Source organism: Kocuria sp. SL71 (assembly GCF_026672465.1).
In the GTDB taxonomy this organism is placed as follows: domain Bacteria; phylum Actinomycetota; class Actinomycetes; order Actinomycetales; family Micrococcaceae; genus Kocuria; species Kocuria palustris.
On the sequence record NZ_JAPPRE010000001.1, the window covers coordinates 1,810,117 to 1,826,906 of the forward strand.

Annotated in this window: 12 protein-coding genes and 1 pseudogene; 6 read left to right on the forward strand and 7 right to left on the reverse strand. The window is 72.9% G+C overall.

Annotated features, from left to right (window positions below; translation table 11 throughout):
* Nucleotides 1–220: 220 nt before the first annotated feature.
* Nucleotides 221–1,222, forward strand: a complete 1,002-nt coding sequence (locus OVA15_RS08160) for an MFS transporter (RefSeq protein WP_268144242.1) — start codon at nt 221–223, stop codon at nt 1,220–1,222.
* 44 nt (nt 1,223–1,266) lie between these two features.
* Here the strand turns inward: OVA15_RS08160 and OVA15_RS08165 are convergent, their stop codons facing one another.
* From OVA15_RS08165 to OVA15_RS08185, 5 genes and pseudogenes are all read right to left on the reverse strand, one after another.
* Complete coding sequence (locus OVA15_RS08165; protein ID WP_268144244.1) at nt 1,267–2,562, reverse strand: 2-succinyl-5-enolpyruvyl-6-hydroxy-3-cyclohexene-1-carboxylate synthase; 1,296 nt, start codon at nt 2,560–2,562, stop codon at nt 1,267–1,269.
* Nucleotides 2,553–3,086, reverse strand: a complete 534-nt coding sequence (locus OVA15_RS08170; RefSeq protein WP_268144246.1) for a thiamine pyrophosphate-binding protein — start codon at nt 3,084–3,086, stop codon at nt 2,553–2,555. The genes OVA15_RS08165 and OVA15_RS08170 overlap by 10 nt, the downstream gene beginning before the upstream one ends.
* Before the next feature lie 40 nt (nt 3,087–3,126).
* Entirely contained in the window at nt 3,127–5,301 is a 2,175-nt protein-coding gene (locus OVA15_RS08175; protein WP_053447854.1) for a PhoX family protein, read from the reverse strand.
* Between the two features lie 201 nt (nt 5,302–5,502).
* Nucleotides 5,503–6,550 (reverse strand): annotated as a pseudogene (locus OVA15_RS08180) (o-succinylbenzoate synthase).
* A 121-nt stretch (nt 6,551–6,671) separates the two neighbouring features.
* Nucleotides 6,672–6,809: a hypothetical protein gene (locus OVA15_RS08185; RefSeq protein ID WP_155930972.1), complete on the reverse strand. Its 138-nt coding sequence runs from the start codon at nt 6,807–6,809 to the stop codon at nt 6,672–6,674.
* 6 nt (nt 6,810–6,815) lie between these two features.
* Here OVA15_RS08185 and OVA15_RS08190 point away from each other — a divergent pair, with 6 nt between their 5' ends.
* Nucleotides 6,816–7,793 (forward strand): phosphatase PAP2 family protein, encoded by a 978-nt coding sequence (locus OVA15_RS08190; RefSeq protein ID WP_251714549.1) that lies wholly within the window; start codon nt 6,816–6,818, stop codon nt 7,791–7,793.
* On the opposite strand, the gene OVA15_RS08195 is transcribed toward OVA15_RS08190, so the two are convergent.
* A complete protein-coding gene (locus OVA15_RS08195; RefSeq protein WP_006213741.1) occupies nt 7,771–8,610 on the reverse strand; it encodes an MBL fold metallo-hydrolase in 840 nt (279 codons plus the stop codon). The two genes, OVA15_RS08190 and OVA15_RS08195, sit on opposite strands and share 23 nt — an antisense overlap.
* Nucleotides 8,611–8,657: 47 nt before the next feature.
* Between OVA15_RS08195 and gluQRS the strand changes: the two genes are divergently transcribed.
* Both gluQRS and putP read left to right on the forward strand, forming a co-directional pair.
* Entirely contained in the window at nt 8,658–9,584 is a 927-nt protein-coding gene (gene gluQRS, locus OVA15_RS08200) for a tRNA glutamyl-Q(34) synthetase GluQRS (protein ID WP_268144252.1), read from the forward strand.
* A 332-nt stretch (nt 9,585–9,916) separates the two neighbouring features.
* Nucleotides 9,917–11,617: a sodium/proline symporter PutP gene (gene putP, locus OVA15_RS08205; protein ID WP_268144254.1), complete on the forward strand. Its 1,701-nt coding sequence runs from the start codon at nt 9,917–9,919 to the stop codon at nt 11,615–11,617.
* A gap of 112 nt (nt 11,618–11,729) precedes the next feature.
* On the opposite strand, the gene hrpB is transcribed toward putP, so the two are convergent.
* Nucleotides 11,730–14,423: an ATP-dependent helicase HrpB gene (gene hrpB, locus OVA15_RS08210; protein ID WP_268144256.1), complete on the reverse strand. Its 2,694-nt coding sequence runs from the start codon at nt 14,421–14,423 to the stop codon at nt 11,730–11,732.
* Between the two features lie 100 nt (nt 14,424–14,523).
* Here hrpB and OVA15_RS08215 point away from each other — a divergent pair, with 100 nt between their 5' ends.
* Both OVA15_RS08215 and OVA15_RS08220 read left to right on the forward strand, forming a co-directional pair.
* Complete coding sequence (locus tag OVA15_RS08215; RefSeq protein ID WP_268144258.1) at nt 14,524–15,489, forward strand: 1,4-dihydroxy-2-naphthoyl-CoA synthase; 966 nt, start codon at nt 14,524–14,526, stop codon at nt 15,487–15,489.
* Between the two features lie 5 nt (nt 15,490–15,494).
* On the forward strand, nt 15,495–16,754 hold the full coding sequence (locus tag OVA15_RS08220) for an AMP-binding protein (protein WP_268144260.1): 1,260 nt from the start codon (nt 15,495–15,497) through the stop codon (nt 16,752–16,754).
* Nucleotides 16,755–16,790 lie beyond the last annotated feature (36 nt).

Genomic DNA, 16,790 nt, shown 5'->3' on the forward strand with positions numbered 1-16,790 from the left:
GGCTTATTGATATCCCAGATACCCTTAGGAGTACCTGGTGATATCCCAGGGATTCCCCTCATATGAACTGGATCACACTCCTGCGAGCATCGTGGCACTCGAAGAGGTCCGCCTCCTCGAGCGCGCTCGGCGAATCTGCCGCCGCGCCCAGATACGACGGAGAGATCGGGGCCCCCTGTCCACGACCCAGACCCTCGCGACGGAGAACGGCTCGCTCGAGATGAAGACGGCCATCTGGGTGGCCGCCATCGCCTCGACCGCGCTGATCTTCGACGGCTATGGCCTCGTGGTGTACGGCACCGTGATACCGACCCTCCTGAACGACCCCTCGCAGATCGGCCCGCTGGATCCGTCCATCGCCGGAACCGTCGGATCGCTCGCTCTGATCGGCGTGCTGCTCGGATCGTTCGCCTCCGGATTCATCGGAGACATCCTCGGCCGCAAGCGCATGCTCATGAGCGGCATCGCCTGGTTCTCCAGCGGCATGGCCACCAAGGACCGCCGCGGCGTCTTCAACACCATCGTCTGCTCGGGCGTCCCGGCCGGCGGCATGTTCGCCTCCCTGTGCGGCATCTTCCTGGGCGAGGCCATCGGCTGGCGCGGTCTGCTCCTCATCGCCGCCACGCCGATCCTCTTCCTCTTCCCCCTGGCTGCCCTGAAACTGCCGGAGTCCCCGCGCTGGCTGCTGGCCCGCGGGCACGACCAGCGCGCGATCGAGGTCGCCAACCGCACCGGCGTGCCGCTGCAGGAGGAGCTCATGGACTCCCGCGCCGCGACCGCCTCCGACCGCCTGGGCAAGCCGCAGAACGTCATCGCCACGACCTTCGCCCTGGCCGCGATCACGCCGGTGCTCGTGACCTTCCACTTCCCGCTGCCGCTGCTGGTCCTCTTCATCGCGGTGGTCGGCGTGGTCAACCTGGGCACCCAGGCGCTGGTCTACGGCTTCCAGGCCAACTACTGCACCTCGAACGCCCGTGCCGCAGGCGCGGCCATGTGCGCCTCGCAGCAGTTCTACGTGTTCGCGGTGGTCGCGCTGCTCGGCGCCATCGTCACGGTGCTGTTGCCGCACAAGCACAACACCTACCTGATCGAGCGCCGCCTGCTGATCGATGGCGACGCGAAGCCGGAGGAGGTCCAGGCCGCTCGCGAGGCGGCCGCCGAGTCCCCGCTCGTCGTGGACGGCGCCTCCGTCCCGGCCCAGGGACCCCGCACCGGAGCCTGAGCAACCGCGCGGCCGGCAGGCGCTTCAGCAGTCCTCCCAGGAGCTCATCCGCGCACGGCGCGGGTGAGCTCCTGGCTCATCTGCCGAAGACCGACGCGCTGGGCACGCACCACGACCGCGCTCACCCCCGGAGCCGGGTCGCGCAGCTGCTCCTCCAGTTCCCGGACGGTGCCCGCCTGATGCACCGGAATCCCGTAGCCGGCGCAGACCTCGGCCACCCGTGCGCTGGGCGGCGTGCCGAAGAAGCGCTCGACGATCTGCCCGTAGGCCCGGTGCTCCCCCAGCGCGCCGTGCTCGAGCGTGGCGAAGATGCCCCCGCCGCCGTCGTCGAGCACGACGATCTGCAGCTGCGGGGCCCGTTCGCCGCGCAGGCTCAGCAGCGAACCGGCATCGTGCAGCAGGGTGAGATCGCCGAGCAGGACCCGGACCGGACGCCCGGAGGACAGCGCAGCCCCGGCAGCCGTGGCGACCAGTCCGTCGATCCCGGCCAGTCCCCGGTTCGCCAGGACCTCCACGCCCTCGTCGGCGCGGGGATCAGGCTGGCCCAGCAGGTCCAGATCGCGGATCGGATTCGACGAGCCCATCACCAGCAGTCGGCCGTCGGCGCGGCAGGCCTCCCAGACGGCCCGTGCGGTCAGCGGACCGGGGACCCCGTCGCTCACGGAAGCCGCCCGCTGCAGGACCTCGAGCGCACGACGCTGGCCCTCGGCCCCGGCTCTGCTCCAGGCCTCGGTCCACTCCCGCGGAGCCCGCCCGAGGAATGCGGCCGCCTCAGCCGCCGTCGTGAGCTCGCGCTCAGACCTGCGGCCGTCGTCGAACCACGGGACCGGCCGGGGCCGCCATGCCGCAACCTCCACCCCGCGACGCTGCAGCAGCGCGGCCACCGGGCGCGAGAGCGTGGGGCGCCCGACCAGCAGGACGCGCTCGATGCCCTCCCCGAGCGCGGTGTCCAGCAGGGCACGGTAGGGGCCGATCGCCGTGGAGCCGCGACGGGCCTGAGAGGACGGCTCGGCCAGCAGCGGAGTCCCGAGCGCCTCGGCCAGCTGAGCGGCGCCCGCTCCTGCACCATCGCCGGCGACCAGCACGCTGTGCCGCAGGCCGTCCGGCTCCTCCGGGAGCCTGATCTCGGCAGGATCCAGCGGCGGGATCTCCACGGACAGGCGCAGCCGATCGGCGAGCTCTTCTGCCTGATCCGCAGCGCCGGCGGGGGCATCGGCGGCGTCGTCCGCACGCGGCTGCCCCGGGGTCGCCGCGGTCGATCCGGGGCCTTCATCGTCCGCAGCATCCTCGGTCGGCGGCTGCGGCTGCAGCGGATCGCGCAGCGCGACGTTCAGGTGCACGGGTCCCGCCGGAGCCTCGTGCCCTTCCGATCGGAGAACGGCGAGCGCGGGGGGGCCAGGGCCTCCAGCACCAGCTCGCGCAGCGCCTGCGGATCGTGCGCCGAGTCCTCGAGCACCACATCGAGCTCGACGCGCACGAAGCCCGCGAAGATCCCGGGCTGCACGGTGGTCTGGTTCGCCCCGGTGCCGCGCAGCTCCGGCGGTCGGTCGGCGGTGATCGCCACGAGCGGGACCCCTGCATGATGGGCCTCCATGACCGCCGGCAGCAGGTTCCCGGCGGCGGTGCCCGATGTCGTCACGACGGCCGCGGGCCGCCCCGTGGCCCGAGCCGCGCCCAGGGCGTGGAAGGCCGCCGAGCGCTCGTCGAGGCGCACGTGCACCGACAGGTCGCGTCCGTCGCGACGGGCGGCCTCGTAGGCGAACGGGGCCGAGCGGGAGCCGGGGCACACGAACAGCTCGCGCAGCCCGGAGTCGGTGAGCCCGTCCAGGACGGCGGCGGCGGTCAGCAGGGCGTCGGAGGTCATCCGCTCACCCTACTGACCGCCGGCTGCCGTCGGAGGGGCCTCAGTCCGTGTAGGACCGTCGAGCGCGACGCGCCTTGTCGCGGATGGCCTTGGTCGAACGGCCCTTGTAGCCCTCCATCTCCAGACCGCGCGCCGACTTGCGCTCACGGGCGAGCTCCTTGCCGCGGCCGAACTGCCCGCGGCCCTTGCCGGTCGAGTAGACCTGCACGACCGAGGGGCGGGGCAGAGAGAACTTGCCGTCGCCCTGGCGGGTCTTGAGCACGTAGTCCGGGAAGTACGAGCGCGGATCCTCGAAGGTGCCGTCCTCGCCCGGGTGCTGGACGGCCACGTAGGCCATCTGCTCCTTGTCGTGGATGACCGGGCCGCAGGTCTCGGCGTCCTGCGGGACGGAGAGGAACTGCTCGACCAGACCGCGCTCGCGCCCCTCGAGGCCCACCCGGAACAGCCCGTCGTTGTAGCCGATCGTGCCGGGAGCCCCGTCGGTCGAGATCCAGAGGTGGCCCTCGGCGTCGAAGGCGACGTTGTCCGGGCAGGAGATCGGCGAGACCCGATCCGCCGGGAAGCCCGCGAAGTAGGTCGACGAGTTGGCGGCCGGGTCGCCGCAGACCAGCAGGATCGACCAGTGGAAGGTCGTGCCGCCGGAGTTCGCCGCGTCCTCGGTGAGCTCGATGATGTGCCCGTCGCGGTTGCTGCTGCGCGGGTTGGCCTCGTCCGCCGCCGCCTTGCCCGGGGTGCCCCGCTCGGTGTTGTTCGTGCAGGCCACATAGACCTTGCCGGTGTGCGGGTTGGGCTCGACGTCCTCGGGGCGGTCCATCTTGGTGGCGCCGACCTTGTCGCCCGCCAGGCGGGTGTGCACGAGCACGTCCTCGACGGACATGCCCTGGACCTTCGACTTGCCGCCGACGACCAGGGGCAGCCACTGTCCCTTGCCGTCGAACGCGCCGTCGGAGGGCAGGCGCCCGGAGCCGTCGATCTCCTTCTCGGAGTCGCCGGTGAACTTGGCGACGTAGAGATCGCCCTCGGACAGCAGCGTCATGTTGTGGCGGCGGTCGCCCTGCTTGTGCTTCTTGGCCGAGACGAACTTGTACAGGTAGTCGAAGCGCTGGTCATCGCCCGAGTAGGCGACCACGGTGCCGTCCGCGGCCACGTAGACGTTGGCGCCCTCGTGCTTGAAGCGGCCCATGGAGGTGTGCTTGACCGGGGTCGACGACGGATCCTGCGGGTCGATCTCCACGACCCAGCCGAAGCGATTGATCTCGTTCTCGTAGCCCTCGTTGTTGCCGTCCCAGCGGGGGTCCACGAGATCCCAGCGGCGCGAGGTCGGCTTGGTGCCGATGCCGTAGCGGGTGGCCTCCGGGGAGGCCTTGGCGGTGAGGACGTTGTTGATGTTCTCCTCGCCGGACAGGACCGTGCCCCACGGGGTCACGCCGCCCGAGCAGTTGTTCTGGGTGCCCAGCACGAGCCTGCCGGTGGGATCGGCCACGGTCTTGAGCATGTCCGAGCCGGCGGCGGGGCCGTCGACGGAGAAGGGGGTGTCGGCGGTGATGCGCCGGTTGCGCCGACCGCCCACCACATAGGTCCAGGGCTGGCCGGGGGCCGAGCGCTCGATCTCCACGACCGCCATGCCGTGGGCTGCGATCCCGACGGCGGCCGTGCGCTCGAGATCGTTCTCGAGCTGATCGGCCGGGAACATGGTGTTCTCGTTCGTGTACTCGTGGTTGCACACGAGCACGCCGGTGCGGCCGCCGCGGTCCGGGATGATGTCGAGGTAGTCGTTGTTGAAGCCGAACTGCGCCTTCTGCGACTCGTAGGTCTGGTTCTGCGGGTCGAAGGCCGGGGAGTCGGCGAACAGCGGGTCGCCCCAGCGGATGATCGGCGACCAGTCGAAGCCCTCCGGGACGTTGAGGTCGTCGACCGCGGCATCCACGGGATCGATCGGCGTGAAGTCCATCCTGCCGCCGCGCTCGCCCCAGTAGGCGAAGGTCGCCTCGGCGCGGGTCCCGGTGGCCACGACGCCCACGGAGACCGCGGCGGCCGCACCCAGGCCCAGGGCCGAGCGGCGCGAGAGCGCCGTGGAGGCGACCTCGTGGAAGGTGGCGTTGTCGGACTGGTTGCAGTCCGGCTTGGCGCAGGCGGAGTCGCACTTCAGGGCGCACGTCAGCGGCGAGCGCTTGCCGTTCGTGTGGCCGAGCATGGGCAGGAGCTGGTGGCGCATGGGTTCCCTCTCATCGGCCCGCCGGACGAGCGGCGGGCGTCGGTTCCTTCGTCGCAGACCACCTAACCCGTCGTGCGTGAGGGCCTGTTGGTCGCCGGGAGAACGCGCAGTGAACAGGACGACGACGGCAGAAAAAGGACAGGAAGCCATGCCGTATCCCCGATGAATCCGCATGTCGAGGGAACCTCGAGGGGGCTCCGATCAGACGCGATGCTGCGCTTCGGTCCGCTCGAGCAGGCCGTGCACCCGGCGAGCGCGGTCTCGCCACCACTGCTCGCGCTGCGGCGAGGCCCGGTGCCGGGCCAGCAGCTCCGGATCGGCGGCGACGGGGCCCACCGGCAGGACGCCGCCGCTCGGCAGCAGCGGGCTGCCCGTCACGTCCTCGGCCAGCAGCGCTGCCGTGCCGAGCCCGCACGCGTACGGCAGCTCGGGCAGCGCTGCGGCCAGGGCGAGACCCGCGCTGAGGCCCACGCTCGTCTCGAGGGCGGAGCTCACCACGGCCGGCAGCCCGGCCTGCTCGACGACCGCGAGCGCCCGTCGCGCCCCGCCCAGCGGGGCGGCCTTGATGACGATCAGATCGGCGGCCTCGGCTCGGGCCACCGCGAGCGGATCCTCGGCCTTGCGCACGGACTCGTCCGCGGCGATCGGCAGGGGCTCCCGCGGCCGCGCAGCTCGCTGCGCACGCGGGCCAGGCCCTCGATCCCGGGGCTGGGCTGCTCGGCGTACTCGAGCCCGTGGCGGGCCAGCCGGATCAGCGCCTCGACCGCCTCCTCGGGGCCCCACCCGGCGTTGGCATCCACGCGCAGCGCGGCCTCCGGCAGGACCCGCGCACGGCGGCCACGCGGGCGTCGTCGTCGGCCAGCGACTGGCCGTGCTCGGCCACCTTGACCTTCACCGCGGCGATGCCCTCCCCGTAGCGGGCCAGCACGCGGGGGACCTCCGCGGCGGGCACCGCCGGGACGGTGGCATTGACCGAGACGGTCGTGCGCCGCGGCCGCGGCAGCCCGAGCCAGGCGACCTCGAGGGCGCAGCGCCACCAGGCCAGAGCCTCGGCATCGTCGTACTCGTGGAAGGCGGCGAACTCGGCCCAGCCCTGCGGACCGCGCACCAGCATGGATTCGCGGCGCTGCAGACCGCGGAAGCGCGAGGTCATCGGCAGGTCCACGACCGCGGCGTCCTCAAGCACCTCCTCGAGGGAGGGCAGCGGCTGCGGCAGGGGGCTGAAGGCCAGGGGCTCGGTTCGGGACATGGATCCAGCCTAGGGCCGGGCCGCGCAGGGGCTGCGCCCGAGTCCTCGGGAATCCGAGGCTCGGTCCCAGGATCCGCGAAGGCTCCGATGCCACACTGGGGCCCTTCCCAAGCCTGGGCGATCAGGCAGTGTCGATCAGGGGACGACGAGCGTGACCTACATTCCGGCTGAGACCGATCCGCAGCGAGGACAGCGGGGCGACCGCCACTCCGCGGCGCAGGATCGGCACCCGCAGGGCGAGCATCTCGGGGTCGAGCACCACCGGATGAGGCCCGACACGGCGCAGGAGACCCGGCTCGTCGCCGGGGTCCCTGCGCCGACGGCTCCGCTGCAGCGGCAGCAGGTCTGGGCCCCGCAGCGCATCGACGATCGCCCCGACTACCCGGGCCAGGCCGCCTACCAGTACGGCGGCGAGCACCGCCCGCAGCCGCGGCGCGATCTCACGGTCGGCTCCGCAGTGGGCCAGCTGGTGCGCGCAGGCGTGCTCTTCGCCCTGGCCGGGCTGATCGCCTGGGCCGCGCTGCGCACGGTGAACGGGCAGTGGGTGGATGAGGTCGCCCTGCGCCAGGCCTCTGCGGTCAACGAACGCCTCCCCTCCACGGTGACCGGCCTGCTCGCCTCGGCCACCCTCATCACCTGCGCGGCCTCCGCTGTGATCTCACTGATCCTGGCCGCCTCGAACCGCCGCTGGATCCCGCTGGTGATCGCCGTGCTCACCGCGGTGCCGGCCCTGGCCTCCGTCCAGCTGCTCAAGCACAGCCTGCTGGACAAGACCGCCTACGGGATCCAGGAGTCGGCCCAGAACTCCCTGCCCTCCGGGCACACCGCCGCAGCAGCGGCAGCCGTGGCGGTCGTCGTCATGGTCGCTCCCGCGCGCCAGCGCAAGGCGTGGGCGCTGCTGGGCGCTGCGGCAGTCACTGCGGCCGGGGTGGGGACGGTGATCAACGGCTGGCACCGGCCCGCCGATGCCGCCGTGTCCGTGCTGCTGGTCGCCGGCTGGTTCGTGCTCGGATCCCTGGTGCTGCGCGCGCTGATCCCGGCCGAGCCCTGGGTCCCGCAGCGCGGCCTCACGCTGCTGGTCCTGTTCGTGCTGGGGGCCGGGCTCACGATCCTGGCCTTGACGGCTCAGCAGACGATCCCGGCACCGGGCCTGGCACTGGCCTTCGGCGCCCTGGGCGTGCTGAGCGCGTCCCTGCTCTCGGCCCAGCAGATGGTGCGGGCTATGCGCCCGCGCCGGCGATGACGGCCAGCCGGTCCAGCAGGATCCTGGAGGCCGCCGCCCCGTAGGGCAGCTGGTACAGCGCGGCGGTCACCGGACCGGCGGCGTCCTGCACCGGGGCCGCAGGCGCATCCAGGCGCTCGATCGCCGCGGCCATGTTCTCGGCCATGTCCCGCACCGCGCCGCGCGATACCGGGGAGCCGTGGCCCGGCACGACCACCGAGTAGCGCTCCAGATCCGCGATCTGCTCCAAGGCCCGCACCCATTCGTGCGGATAGGCGTCCTCGAAGGCCGGATCCGCGCCCTGCTCCACCACGTCGCCGGCGAACAGGACCTCGTCCACGCCCGCGAAGATGTCGTTGTCCGTGTGCGCCCGTCCCACCGAGAACACGACCACGTGCCGACCGCCCAGGTCGATCCGGCTCAGCGCGGGGCGCAGACCGGTGCCGGGCAGGTGCCGCTGCGGCACCACGATCCGCGTCCCCAGACCCTTGCCCTCCCCCATCTCCGGCTCCAGGACTCCCACGAAGGAGCGCTGGAAGTCGCCGTGGGTGCCGATGGCCGCGGCGGCGTCTCGGTGCGACCAGAACTCGGTGACACCGGCCCGCTCGAAGACCGCGTTGCCCATGTAGTGGTCGTAGTGGGCGTGGGTGTTCAGCACCACGAGCGGCAGCTGGGTCACCGTGCGCACGGCCTCGAGGATCTCGCGTCCCTGCCGCGGCCCGGCGCCGGTGTCGATCACGAGAGCGCGCGAGGACCCCACGACCAGGCCCGAGTTCAGGCGCCAGTTCTCCGTGGTGATGACATGGATGTCGTCGCCGACTTCGCTGAGGGAGCTCACCCGTCCAGCGTACGGTGCCGCACCGCGCGTGGCCTACGGTGGTGGCCATGCTGAGCAGCGGATCCGGGCGCTACGCGCCCTCCCCCTCCGGAGACCTCCACCTGGGCAATCTGCGCACCGCCGTGCTGGCCTGGGCGATCGCCCGCGCCGACGGCCGCGGGTTCGCGCTGCGCCTCGAGGACCTCGACCGCGTCAGGCAGGGCGCGGCCGAGCGCCAGCTCGAGGACCTGGCCGCGATCGGCCTGGACTGGCAGGAGCCCGTGCTCGTGCAGTCGCAGCGGATCCCGGCGCACCTCCAGGCCGTCGACAGGCTGCGCGAGCGCGATCTGGTCTACGAGTGCTTCTGCACGCGCCGCGAGATCCGTGAGGAGATCGAGGCCTCAGGCGGCGCGCCGCACGGGGCGCCGGGGGCCTATCCGGGCACCTGCCGCGATCTGACGCCCGCCCAGCGCGATGCCCGCCGCGCCGAGCGCCCGGCCGCGCTGCGACTGCGCGCCCAGACGGAGTCCGCGACCGTCCGCGACCGCCTGCTGGGCGAGCACACCGCTGCCGTCGACGACTTCGTTCTCGTGCGCAACGACGGCCGCCCCGCCTACAACCTCGCGGTCGTCGTCGACGACGACCATCAGGGCGTCGATCAGGTGGTGCGCGGCGACGACCTGCTGTCCTCCGCGCCCAGGCAGGCCCATCTGGCGCAGCTGCTCGGGCTGCCCGAGCCGCAGTGGATCCACGTCCCCCTCGTGCTCAATCCCGACGGCGACCGCCTGGCCAAGCGCGACGGCGCCGTGAGCCTGGCAGACCTGCGCGGCCTGGGGGTGGGGCCGGGTGAGGCGATGGGCTGGATCGGAGCCTCCCTGGGGCTCGGCGACGGCATCCGCACAGCTTCCGATGTGCTCGAGCGCTTCGACGAGGTGCGCCTGGACCAGGGCCCCTGGATCCTGGACCCCCCGCGCCGGGCCGCCGAGACCGGCTGAGCGACGCCCAGACACCACCTGGACACAACCTGTCAAGCTTTTCATCGCCCCAGGTCAGAGCGGCATATCTGCGTCATATCGGGGGGCGATGAGCGACCTTCCCGTATCCTTTCAGTCGTTTTGTCCGCGCTTGGGCGCTGCCTGGCACTCGCCCACCGCGGTCCGGGCTGCTGCCCTTCCGCAGCCCGACCCGCAGGACCGCACGATCTCGCGCGACCCGCTTGAGCGGCCCCGCTGCCCGCAACCCCCGCACTTCCCGATTCGGAGAACACGCCCGGACGATCGATGGACGCCGCTGCGCGCCCCATCCGCACCGAGGCGGAGAGGAACCCATGATCGAAGCAGGATCCGGCTTCTGGTGGATGATGGCCGCCATCGCCCTGTACTTCCTGGCGATGGTCGGCATCGGCCTCTGGGCGTCCACGCGCACCAATGACAAGGACGACTACATGATCGGCGGGCGCGATCTGCCCGCCCCGGTCGCCGCGCTGTCCGCCGGCGCCTCCGACATGTCCGGCTGGCTGCTCATGGGCCTGCCCGGAGCGCTCTACCTCGGCGGCATGGCACAGTCCTGGATCGCCATCGGCCTGACGTTGGGAGCCTGGGTCAACTGGAAGGTCGTGGCCCCGCGACTGCGCCTGTTCACCGAGCAGTACGGCAATGCCATCACCCTCCCCTCCTACTTCGGCAACCGCCTGGTGCGCGGCGGCCGGATGCTGCGGGTGGTCTCGGGACTGGTCATCCTCATCTTCTTCACGTTCTACATCTCCTCCGGCATGGTCGCCGGCGGCAACTTCGCGGCGGCCTCGTTCGGCGGTGCCCTCGAGCAGAGCTTCGGCTGGTCCAACAGCGAGACCTACCTGATCGGCATGCTGGTCATCGCCGCGGTCACGATCCTCTACACGCTGATCGGCGGATTCCTGGGCGCCAGCTTCACCGACTTCGTGCAGGGCACCCTGATGTTCCTGGCCCTGCTGGCGGTGCCCGTCGTGACCATGATCATCGCCGGCGGCCCGGCGACCATCGTCCAGCGCGTGGACGAGGTCCACCCCGGCGCCTGGAACCTCTTCGACTGGAGCGCGGCCGGCGGCGCCATCGGCGCGATCTCGCTGTTCGCCTGGTTCCTCGGCTACTTCGGCCAGCCGCACATCCTGGTGCGCTTCATGGCCCTGCGCAGCCACCACGAGGCCGTCTCCGGGCGCCGCTGGAACATCGTGTGGATGGCCCTGTGCGCGATCGGCGCGATCCTCACCGCCCTGTTCGCGATCCCGCTGGTGGAGCGCGGACGCGTGAGCCTCACCAACTCCGAGACTGCCGAGACCGTGTTCCTGGACTCCGCGATCGGCCTGTTCCCGGCGTTCGTGGCCGGGCTCGTGCTGGCCGCCGTGCTCGCCGCGATCATGTCCACGCTGTCCTCGCAGCTCGTGGTCACCGCCTCCGCGTTCGTGGAGGACCTCATGCTGCTGCTGCGCCGCCGCCCTCTGACCGGTCGCTCGTCGCTGTGGGTCTCCCGCGCCGCCGTGTTCGTCGTGGCGGTCGTCGCCGCGCTCATGGCCCTGAACCCGTCCGAATCGATCCTGGCCCTGGTCGGCTTCGCCTGGGCCGGCTTCGGCGCGGCCTTCGGCCCGATCGTGCTGCTGTCGCTGTACTGGAAGAAGCTCACCGGCTACGGCGCCACCGCCTCCATGGTGGTCGGCGCGGCCGTCGTGCTGATCTGGCCCTCGACCCCGTGGGCGGATCTGTACGAGATCATCCCTGGCTTCGCCGCCGCGCTCATCGTGGCCGTGCTGGTCTCCCTGGCCACCTACAGCAACGAGCCGGGCATCGACGACCACTTCGACGCCGCCGTCGCCCGCTCCCGCGAGGGCCTGCCGGAGGACGACTCCGAGCTCGAAGCTCCCCGTGCCGCAGGTGCGGCCTCGGCGCCGGGCCAGGCCGGTGCGAGCTCTGCGCAGGACGCGGACGGCTCCGCTCGGGCCACCGGCGCCGCCGAGGGCGGCACCCCGCCCGCGCCGTGGGCGCACAACGGCTGAGCGATCCAGCTGCGCTGAAGCCTCAGGGGGCCCGGGACGATGAGCATCGTCCCGGGCCCCCTGTCCGACTCCGGGCCAGGTCGCGGCAGAGCCTCCCGCGCCGCTGCCGGCTTCAGCCGCGCCGACGGGTCCTGGCGGTGGCCTGGGCGGCCCACGGGTCCTCCGGCCACGGGTGCTTGGGATAGCGCCCGCGCATCTCGGCGCGGACCTGGCGGTACGGCCCGTCCCAGAACGAGGCCAGATCGGCCGTGATCGCCAGTTCCCGCCCGGCCGGGGAGAGCAGGTGGAAGAGCACCGGCAGACGACCGTCGAGCAGCCGGGGCGACTCCGCCAGGCCGAAGCACTCCTGGAGCTTGACCCGCACGATCGGCTGCGGGACCTGCCCGCGCCCGCTGCCGGCCTGCTCCTCCTGGTCGGTGAGCGCGACCTCCTCGGACTCCCACTGCTGCGGCCACAGGATCCGGTGCGAGGCGCCCGATGGCACGGCCAGCCGCTGAGGGGCCAGCTCCTCGAAGCGCGAGGCCTCCGGCCAGGGCAGCAGCCGTCGCAGAGCCGAGACGGTGTCGATCGAGCGCACCGAGGCCCCTCGTGCCAGCGCCGCGAGCTCCGGGCCGAGCCAGACCTGCGCCTGGGCTCCCAGGGAGTCGTCGTCCATGGCCGGCCAGGGCTCGCCCAGGTGCCGGTGGCAGGCCGCCATCCGAGCGCGCAGCTGCAGCGCCTGCCCGGACATCTCCAGCAGCGCCGGGCCCTGCTCCTCGAGCGCACGGCCGATCGCCTCGGCGGCCTGCTCGGGGTCCGGGCGCGCCGGGGTGGCCGCGAGCTCGATGGCCCCCAGCGACTCGACGTCGCGAGCCCTGGCCCGCCCGTCGACGAAGCGCACGGACAGCTCGCGCCGGTGCAGTCGACCCGCGGCGCGCTCGGCCGTGGCCCGCTCCAGCCCGGCGGCAGCGCGGATCAGGGCCCCGGTGCCCGCGGCGGCGGAGGCCTGCGAGCGCGTGACATCGGCGACGGCCAACCACTGCTCGTGGACCAGCGGGGACTCGCGAGGCAGGCCGGCGCGGGTCCCCGAGGCCAGCAGCCACTGCTCGCCGCGCTCATCCATCCGCCGGGCGATCCGCTCGGGGAAGGCCAGGCCCACCACCAGCCCGAGGACCTCCTGGGCATCGGCAGGGGCGTGAGCGGCGGGCTCTCGGCTCCCCTCGGGATCGGCTCGTCGCCGCTGCGGCTCGGGGCCAGGCGACTCGCCAGACGGCTCCACAGCCGTTCCCGCGATCAGCGAGCGCAGCCGTCGAGCCTCGGCCTGCCAGCGCCGGGAGCCCGGATGCTGCCCGCGGCGCAGCTCGCGCAGCAGACCGGCGAGGTCGCCGTCGGGGGCCCGGTGGTCGTCGGCGACGGCCGCCACGATCTCGGCGGCCGTGGACTCCTCCACCGACTGTGCGCCGACGAGCAGAGCGCGGCCCCAGCGCGGATCCAGCGGCAGCCCCGCCAGGCGGCGGCCGACGGCAGTGGGACGCAGGTCCTCGTCGGGGGCCTCCAGCGAGCGCAGCGTGCGGTGAGCATCGGCCAGGGCCCGGGGCGCAGGCGGATCCAGCAGGGCCATGCCCTTGCCTCCCGGGGCTGCCCAGCAGGACAGCACGAGCGCTGCGGAGGTCAGATCGGCCGTGCGGATCTCCGGGACGGCGCGCTCGGGCATGGCCGCCCACACCGACTCGTCGTAGCAGCGCACGACCGCTCCGGGACCGGTGCGCGCGGCACGGCCCGCCCGCTGCCGTCCCGAGGCCCGAGAGGCCGAGACCGTGACGAGCCCGGACATGCGGCGCACCGCGTCCCTGCGCGGCTCGCGCGAGAGACCGGCATCGATCACCAGGCGCACTCCGGGCACCGTCAGCGAGGACTCGGCCAGGGCCGTGGAGACAACGATCCGGGGGCGGCCGTCCGGCTCGCGCCCGGCCACCGCGAGGTTCTGATCGTGCGCGGGGATGCGCCCATGCAGCTCGAGCACCTCGGCCTCCGAGAGCTCCCGGAGCCGAGCAGCCACGTGGGAGACCTCCCCGGCTCCGGGCAGGAAGACGAGGGCGTCGAGGCCAGGGTCCTGGGCCAGGCCGCGCTCGTGCTCCCGATGCGCCGTGCGGGCCACGTGGTCCAGGAACTCCCGCCGCACGCCGCGCTCGTCGAGCCGCGGCCCCGTCCCCGGAGCCCAGCGGACCTCGAGGGGGTGCTCGACCGCCCGGCTGTCCACGAGCGGTACCTCGTCCAGCCCGAGCGCCTGCCCGATCAGGTCGCGGAAGGATCCGGCGTCGAGGGTGGCGGACATGACGATCAGGGCCAGGTCCTCGCGCAGCTGGCGCAGCTCCAGGACCATGCCCAGCAGCAGGTCGATCTCCAGGCCGCGCTCGTGGACCTCGTCGAGCACGATCGCTCGGGTCCCGCTCAGCTCCGGGTCCGCCAGCAGGCGCCCGATCAGCACGCCCGGGGTCACGAACTCGATGGCAGTCCCCGAGCCGACCTCGCGCTGCCCGCGCACGGTGAGCCCGGACAGCTCGCCGAGCCTCGTTCCGCTCAGCTGGGCCAGCCGCTGGGCCGCGGCCCGCGCGGCCACCCGCCGCGGCTGCACGACGACGACCCTGCTGCGCGCATCCGCCCCGAGCTCGAGGGCCGCCGCCGGCGGGGCGAGCGTGGTCTTGCCGGTGCCCGGAGGCGCCTCCACGACGGCGACTCCGTGGCCGGCCAGCGCCGCCCGCAGCCGCGGGACGGCCTGCGCGAAGGGCAGGTCCGCGCCGAGGCGCTCGAGGTCCAGATCCATCATCCGGCCAGTCTCCCATCTGCCGTGCGGCAGCAGCTCCGTGGGCGTCGACGGCCCCAGCGGGCCCGTTCCGGCGTCGGCGAGCGCTCGTAGACTGGCCGCTGTGAACGACTCCAGCGCATCCCAGCTCTCCCGCCAGGTCTCCGAGATCTTCGATCCCGTGCAGTGGCGCACGGTCGAAGGGTTCGAGGACCTGACGGACATCACCTACCACCGCGGCGTCCAGCGCGGACCCGACGGCGCCCTCGAGCGCGACCTGCCCTGGGTCCGGGTGGCCTTCGACCGCCCCGAGGTTCGCAATGCCTTCCGCCCGGGGACGGTGGACGAGCTCTACCGCGTGCTCGATCACGCCCGCATGAGCTCGGACGTGGGCGCCGTGATCCTCACCGGCAACGGCCCGTCGGCCAAGGACGACGGCTGGGCCTTCTGCTCGGGCGGCGATCAGCGCATCCGCGGCCGCGACGGCTACCGCTACGCCGAGGGCGAGACCGCCGAGTCGGTGGATCCGGCCCGCGCCGGGCGCCTGCACATCCTGGAGGTCCAGCGTCTGATCCGCACCATGCCCAAGCCCGTGATCGCCGCGGTCTCCGGCTGGGCAGCAGGCGGCGGGCACTCCCTGCACGTGGTCTGCGACCTCACGCTGGCCTCGGCAGAGCACGGGAGGTTCAAGCAGACCGACGCCACCGTCGGCTCCTTCGACGCCGGCTACGGCTCCGCCCTGCTGGCCCGCCAGGTGGGTCAGAAGAACGCCCGCGAGATCTTCTTCCTGGCCCGCGAGTACTCCGCCCAGGACATGCACCGCATGGGCGCGGTCAACGAGGTCGTGGAGCACTCCGAGCTCGAGGCCACGGCCATCGAGTGGTGCCGGATGATCTGCGCGCAGTCCCCGCAGGCGATCCGCATGCTCAAGTACGCCTTCAACCTCCCGGACGACGGCATGGTCGGGCAGCAGGTCTTCGCCGGTGAGGCCACGCGCCTGGCCTACATGACCGACGAGGCCGTCGAGGGCCGCGATGCCTTCCTGGGCAAGCGCGATCCCGATTGGTCGTCCTACCCGTACTACTTCTGATCCCCGTGGCGGACACCTCCTCTGCGGAGCAGGAGCTGCCCGGTCGCGCGATGCCGGCGCCGCGCACCGCGGACCTGCCTTCGGACGCCGTTGTCCTCGACGGCCCTCAGGCCCTGCCCGGGCTCGGCGGTGCGGCCGGTCTGCTCGAGCGGCTCCGGGATGCGCTGTCGCGGCCCGGTCCGGCCGTCGTCGTCTCGACCTCGGGCTCGACCGGGCGCCCCAAGGCCACGGTGCTCGAGGCGCAGTCGCTGCGCGCCTCCGGTGAGGCCACAGCCGTGCGCACCGGCGGGCACGGCCAGTGGCTGCTGTGCCTGCCCGCGCACTACGTGGCCGGTGTCCAGGTCCTGGCCCGATCGGCACTTGCAGGGACCGAGCCGGTGATCATGGACGACGGACCCTTCCGCGCCGAGGCCTTCGCGGGCGCCGCCGAGAGGATGACGGGCGAGGTCCGGCACGTCTCGCTCGTGCCGACCCAGCTCTCCCGACTGGTCGAGGTCGCAGACGACCCGGCAGGCGGGCGCGCGGTGCGCCGGGCGCTGGCATCCTTCGACTCGGTGCTGCTCGGAGGCTCGGCGGCCTCGCGCGTGCTGCTCGAGCGCGCCCGCGCCCTGGGGGCCCGCGTGGCCACCACCTACGGGATGTCGGAGACCTGCGGCGGCTGCGTGTACGACGGCCGACCGCTCGACGGCATCGAGGTCCGGATCGAGGCTTCGGAGGGGTCCTCGTCACCGGCTCCTGCGCAGGGCTGCGCCCCGCTGGCGCCCGAGGGATCCGGGCGGATCTGGCTCGGCGGGGACGCGGTCACGACCGGCTACCTCGACGACGATGCCCAGACCGCCCGCCATGTCCGCCTGATCGACGGCCGGCGCTGGTACCGCACCGATGACCTCGGCACCTGGGACGGGCGGCTGCTGGAGATCGCCGGTCGCGCCGACGACGTCGTGGTCACCGGCGGGCTCAAGGTCTCGGCCGGCGTGGTGGCCCAGCAGCTGCTGCGCGATCCCGAGATCGAGCAGGCCGTCGTGCTCGGGGTGCCGGATCCGCAGTGGGGACAGGCCGTGGCCGCGCTCGTCGTCCCGCGCTCGAGCGGCCATCAGCGGGAGGAGACCGCGCTGCGGGAGCGGCTGTCCGCCGAGATCCGCTCAGCACTGGGCGCTGCGGCCGTTCCCAAGCGCTGGCTCATCGCGGCGCAGATGCCCATGCTCGTCACCGGCAAGCCGGATCGGGCCGAGGTGCGCCGCCTGCTGGAGGGCGTCAGCGGCTGAGCAGCGGTCGGGTCCGTCGGGTTCTCATGAAATGAT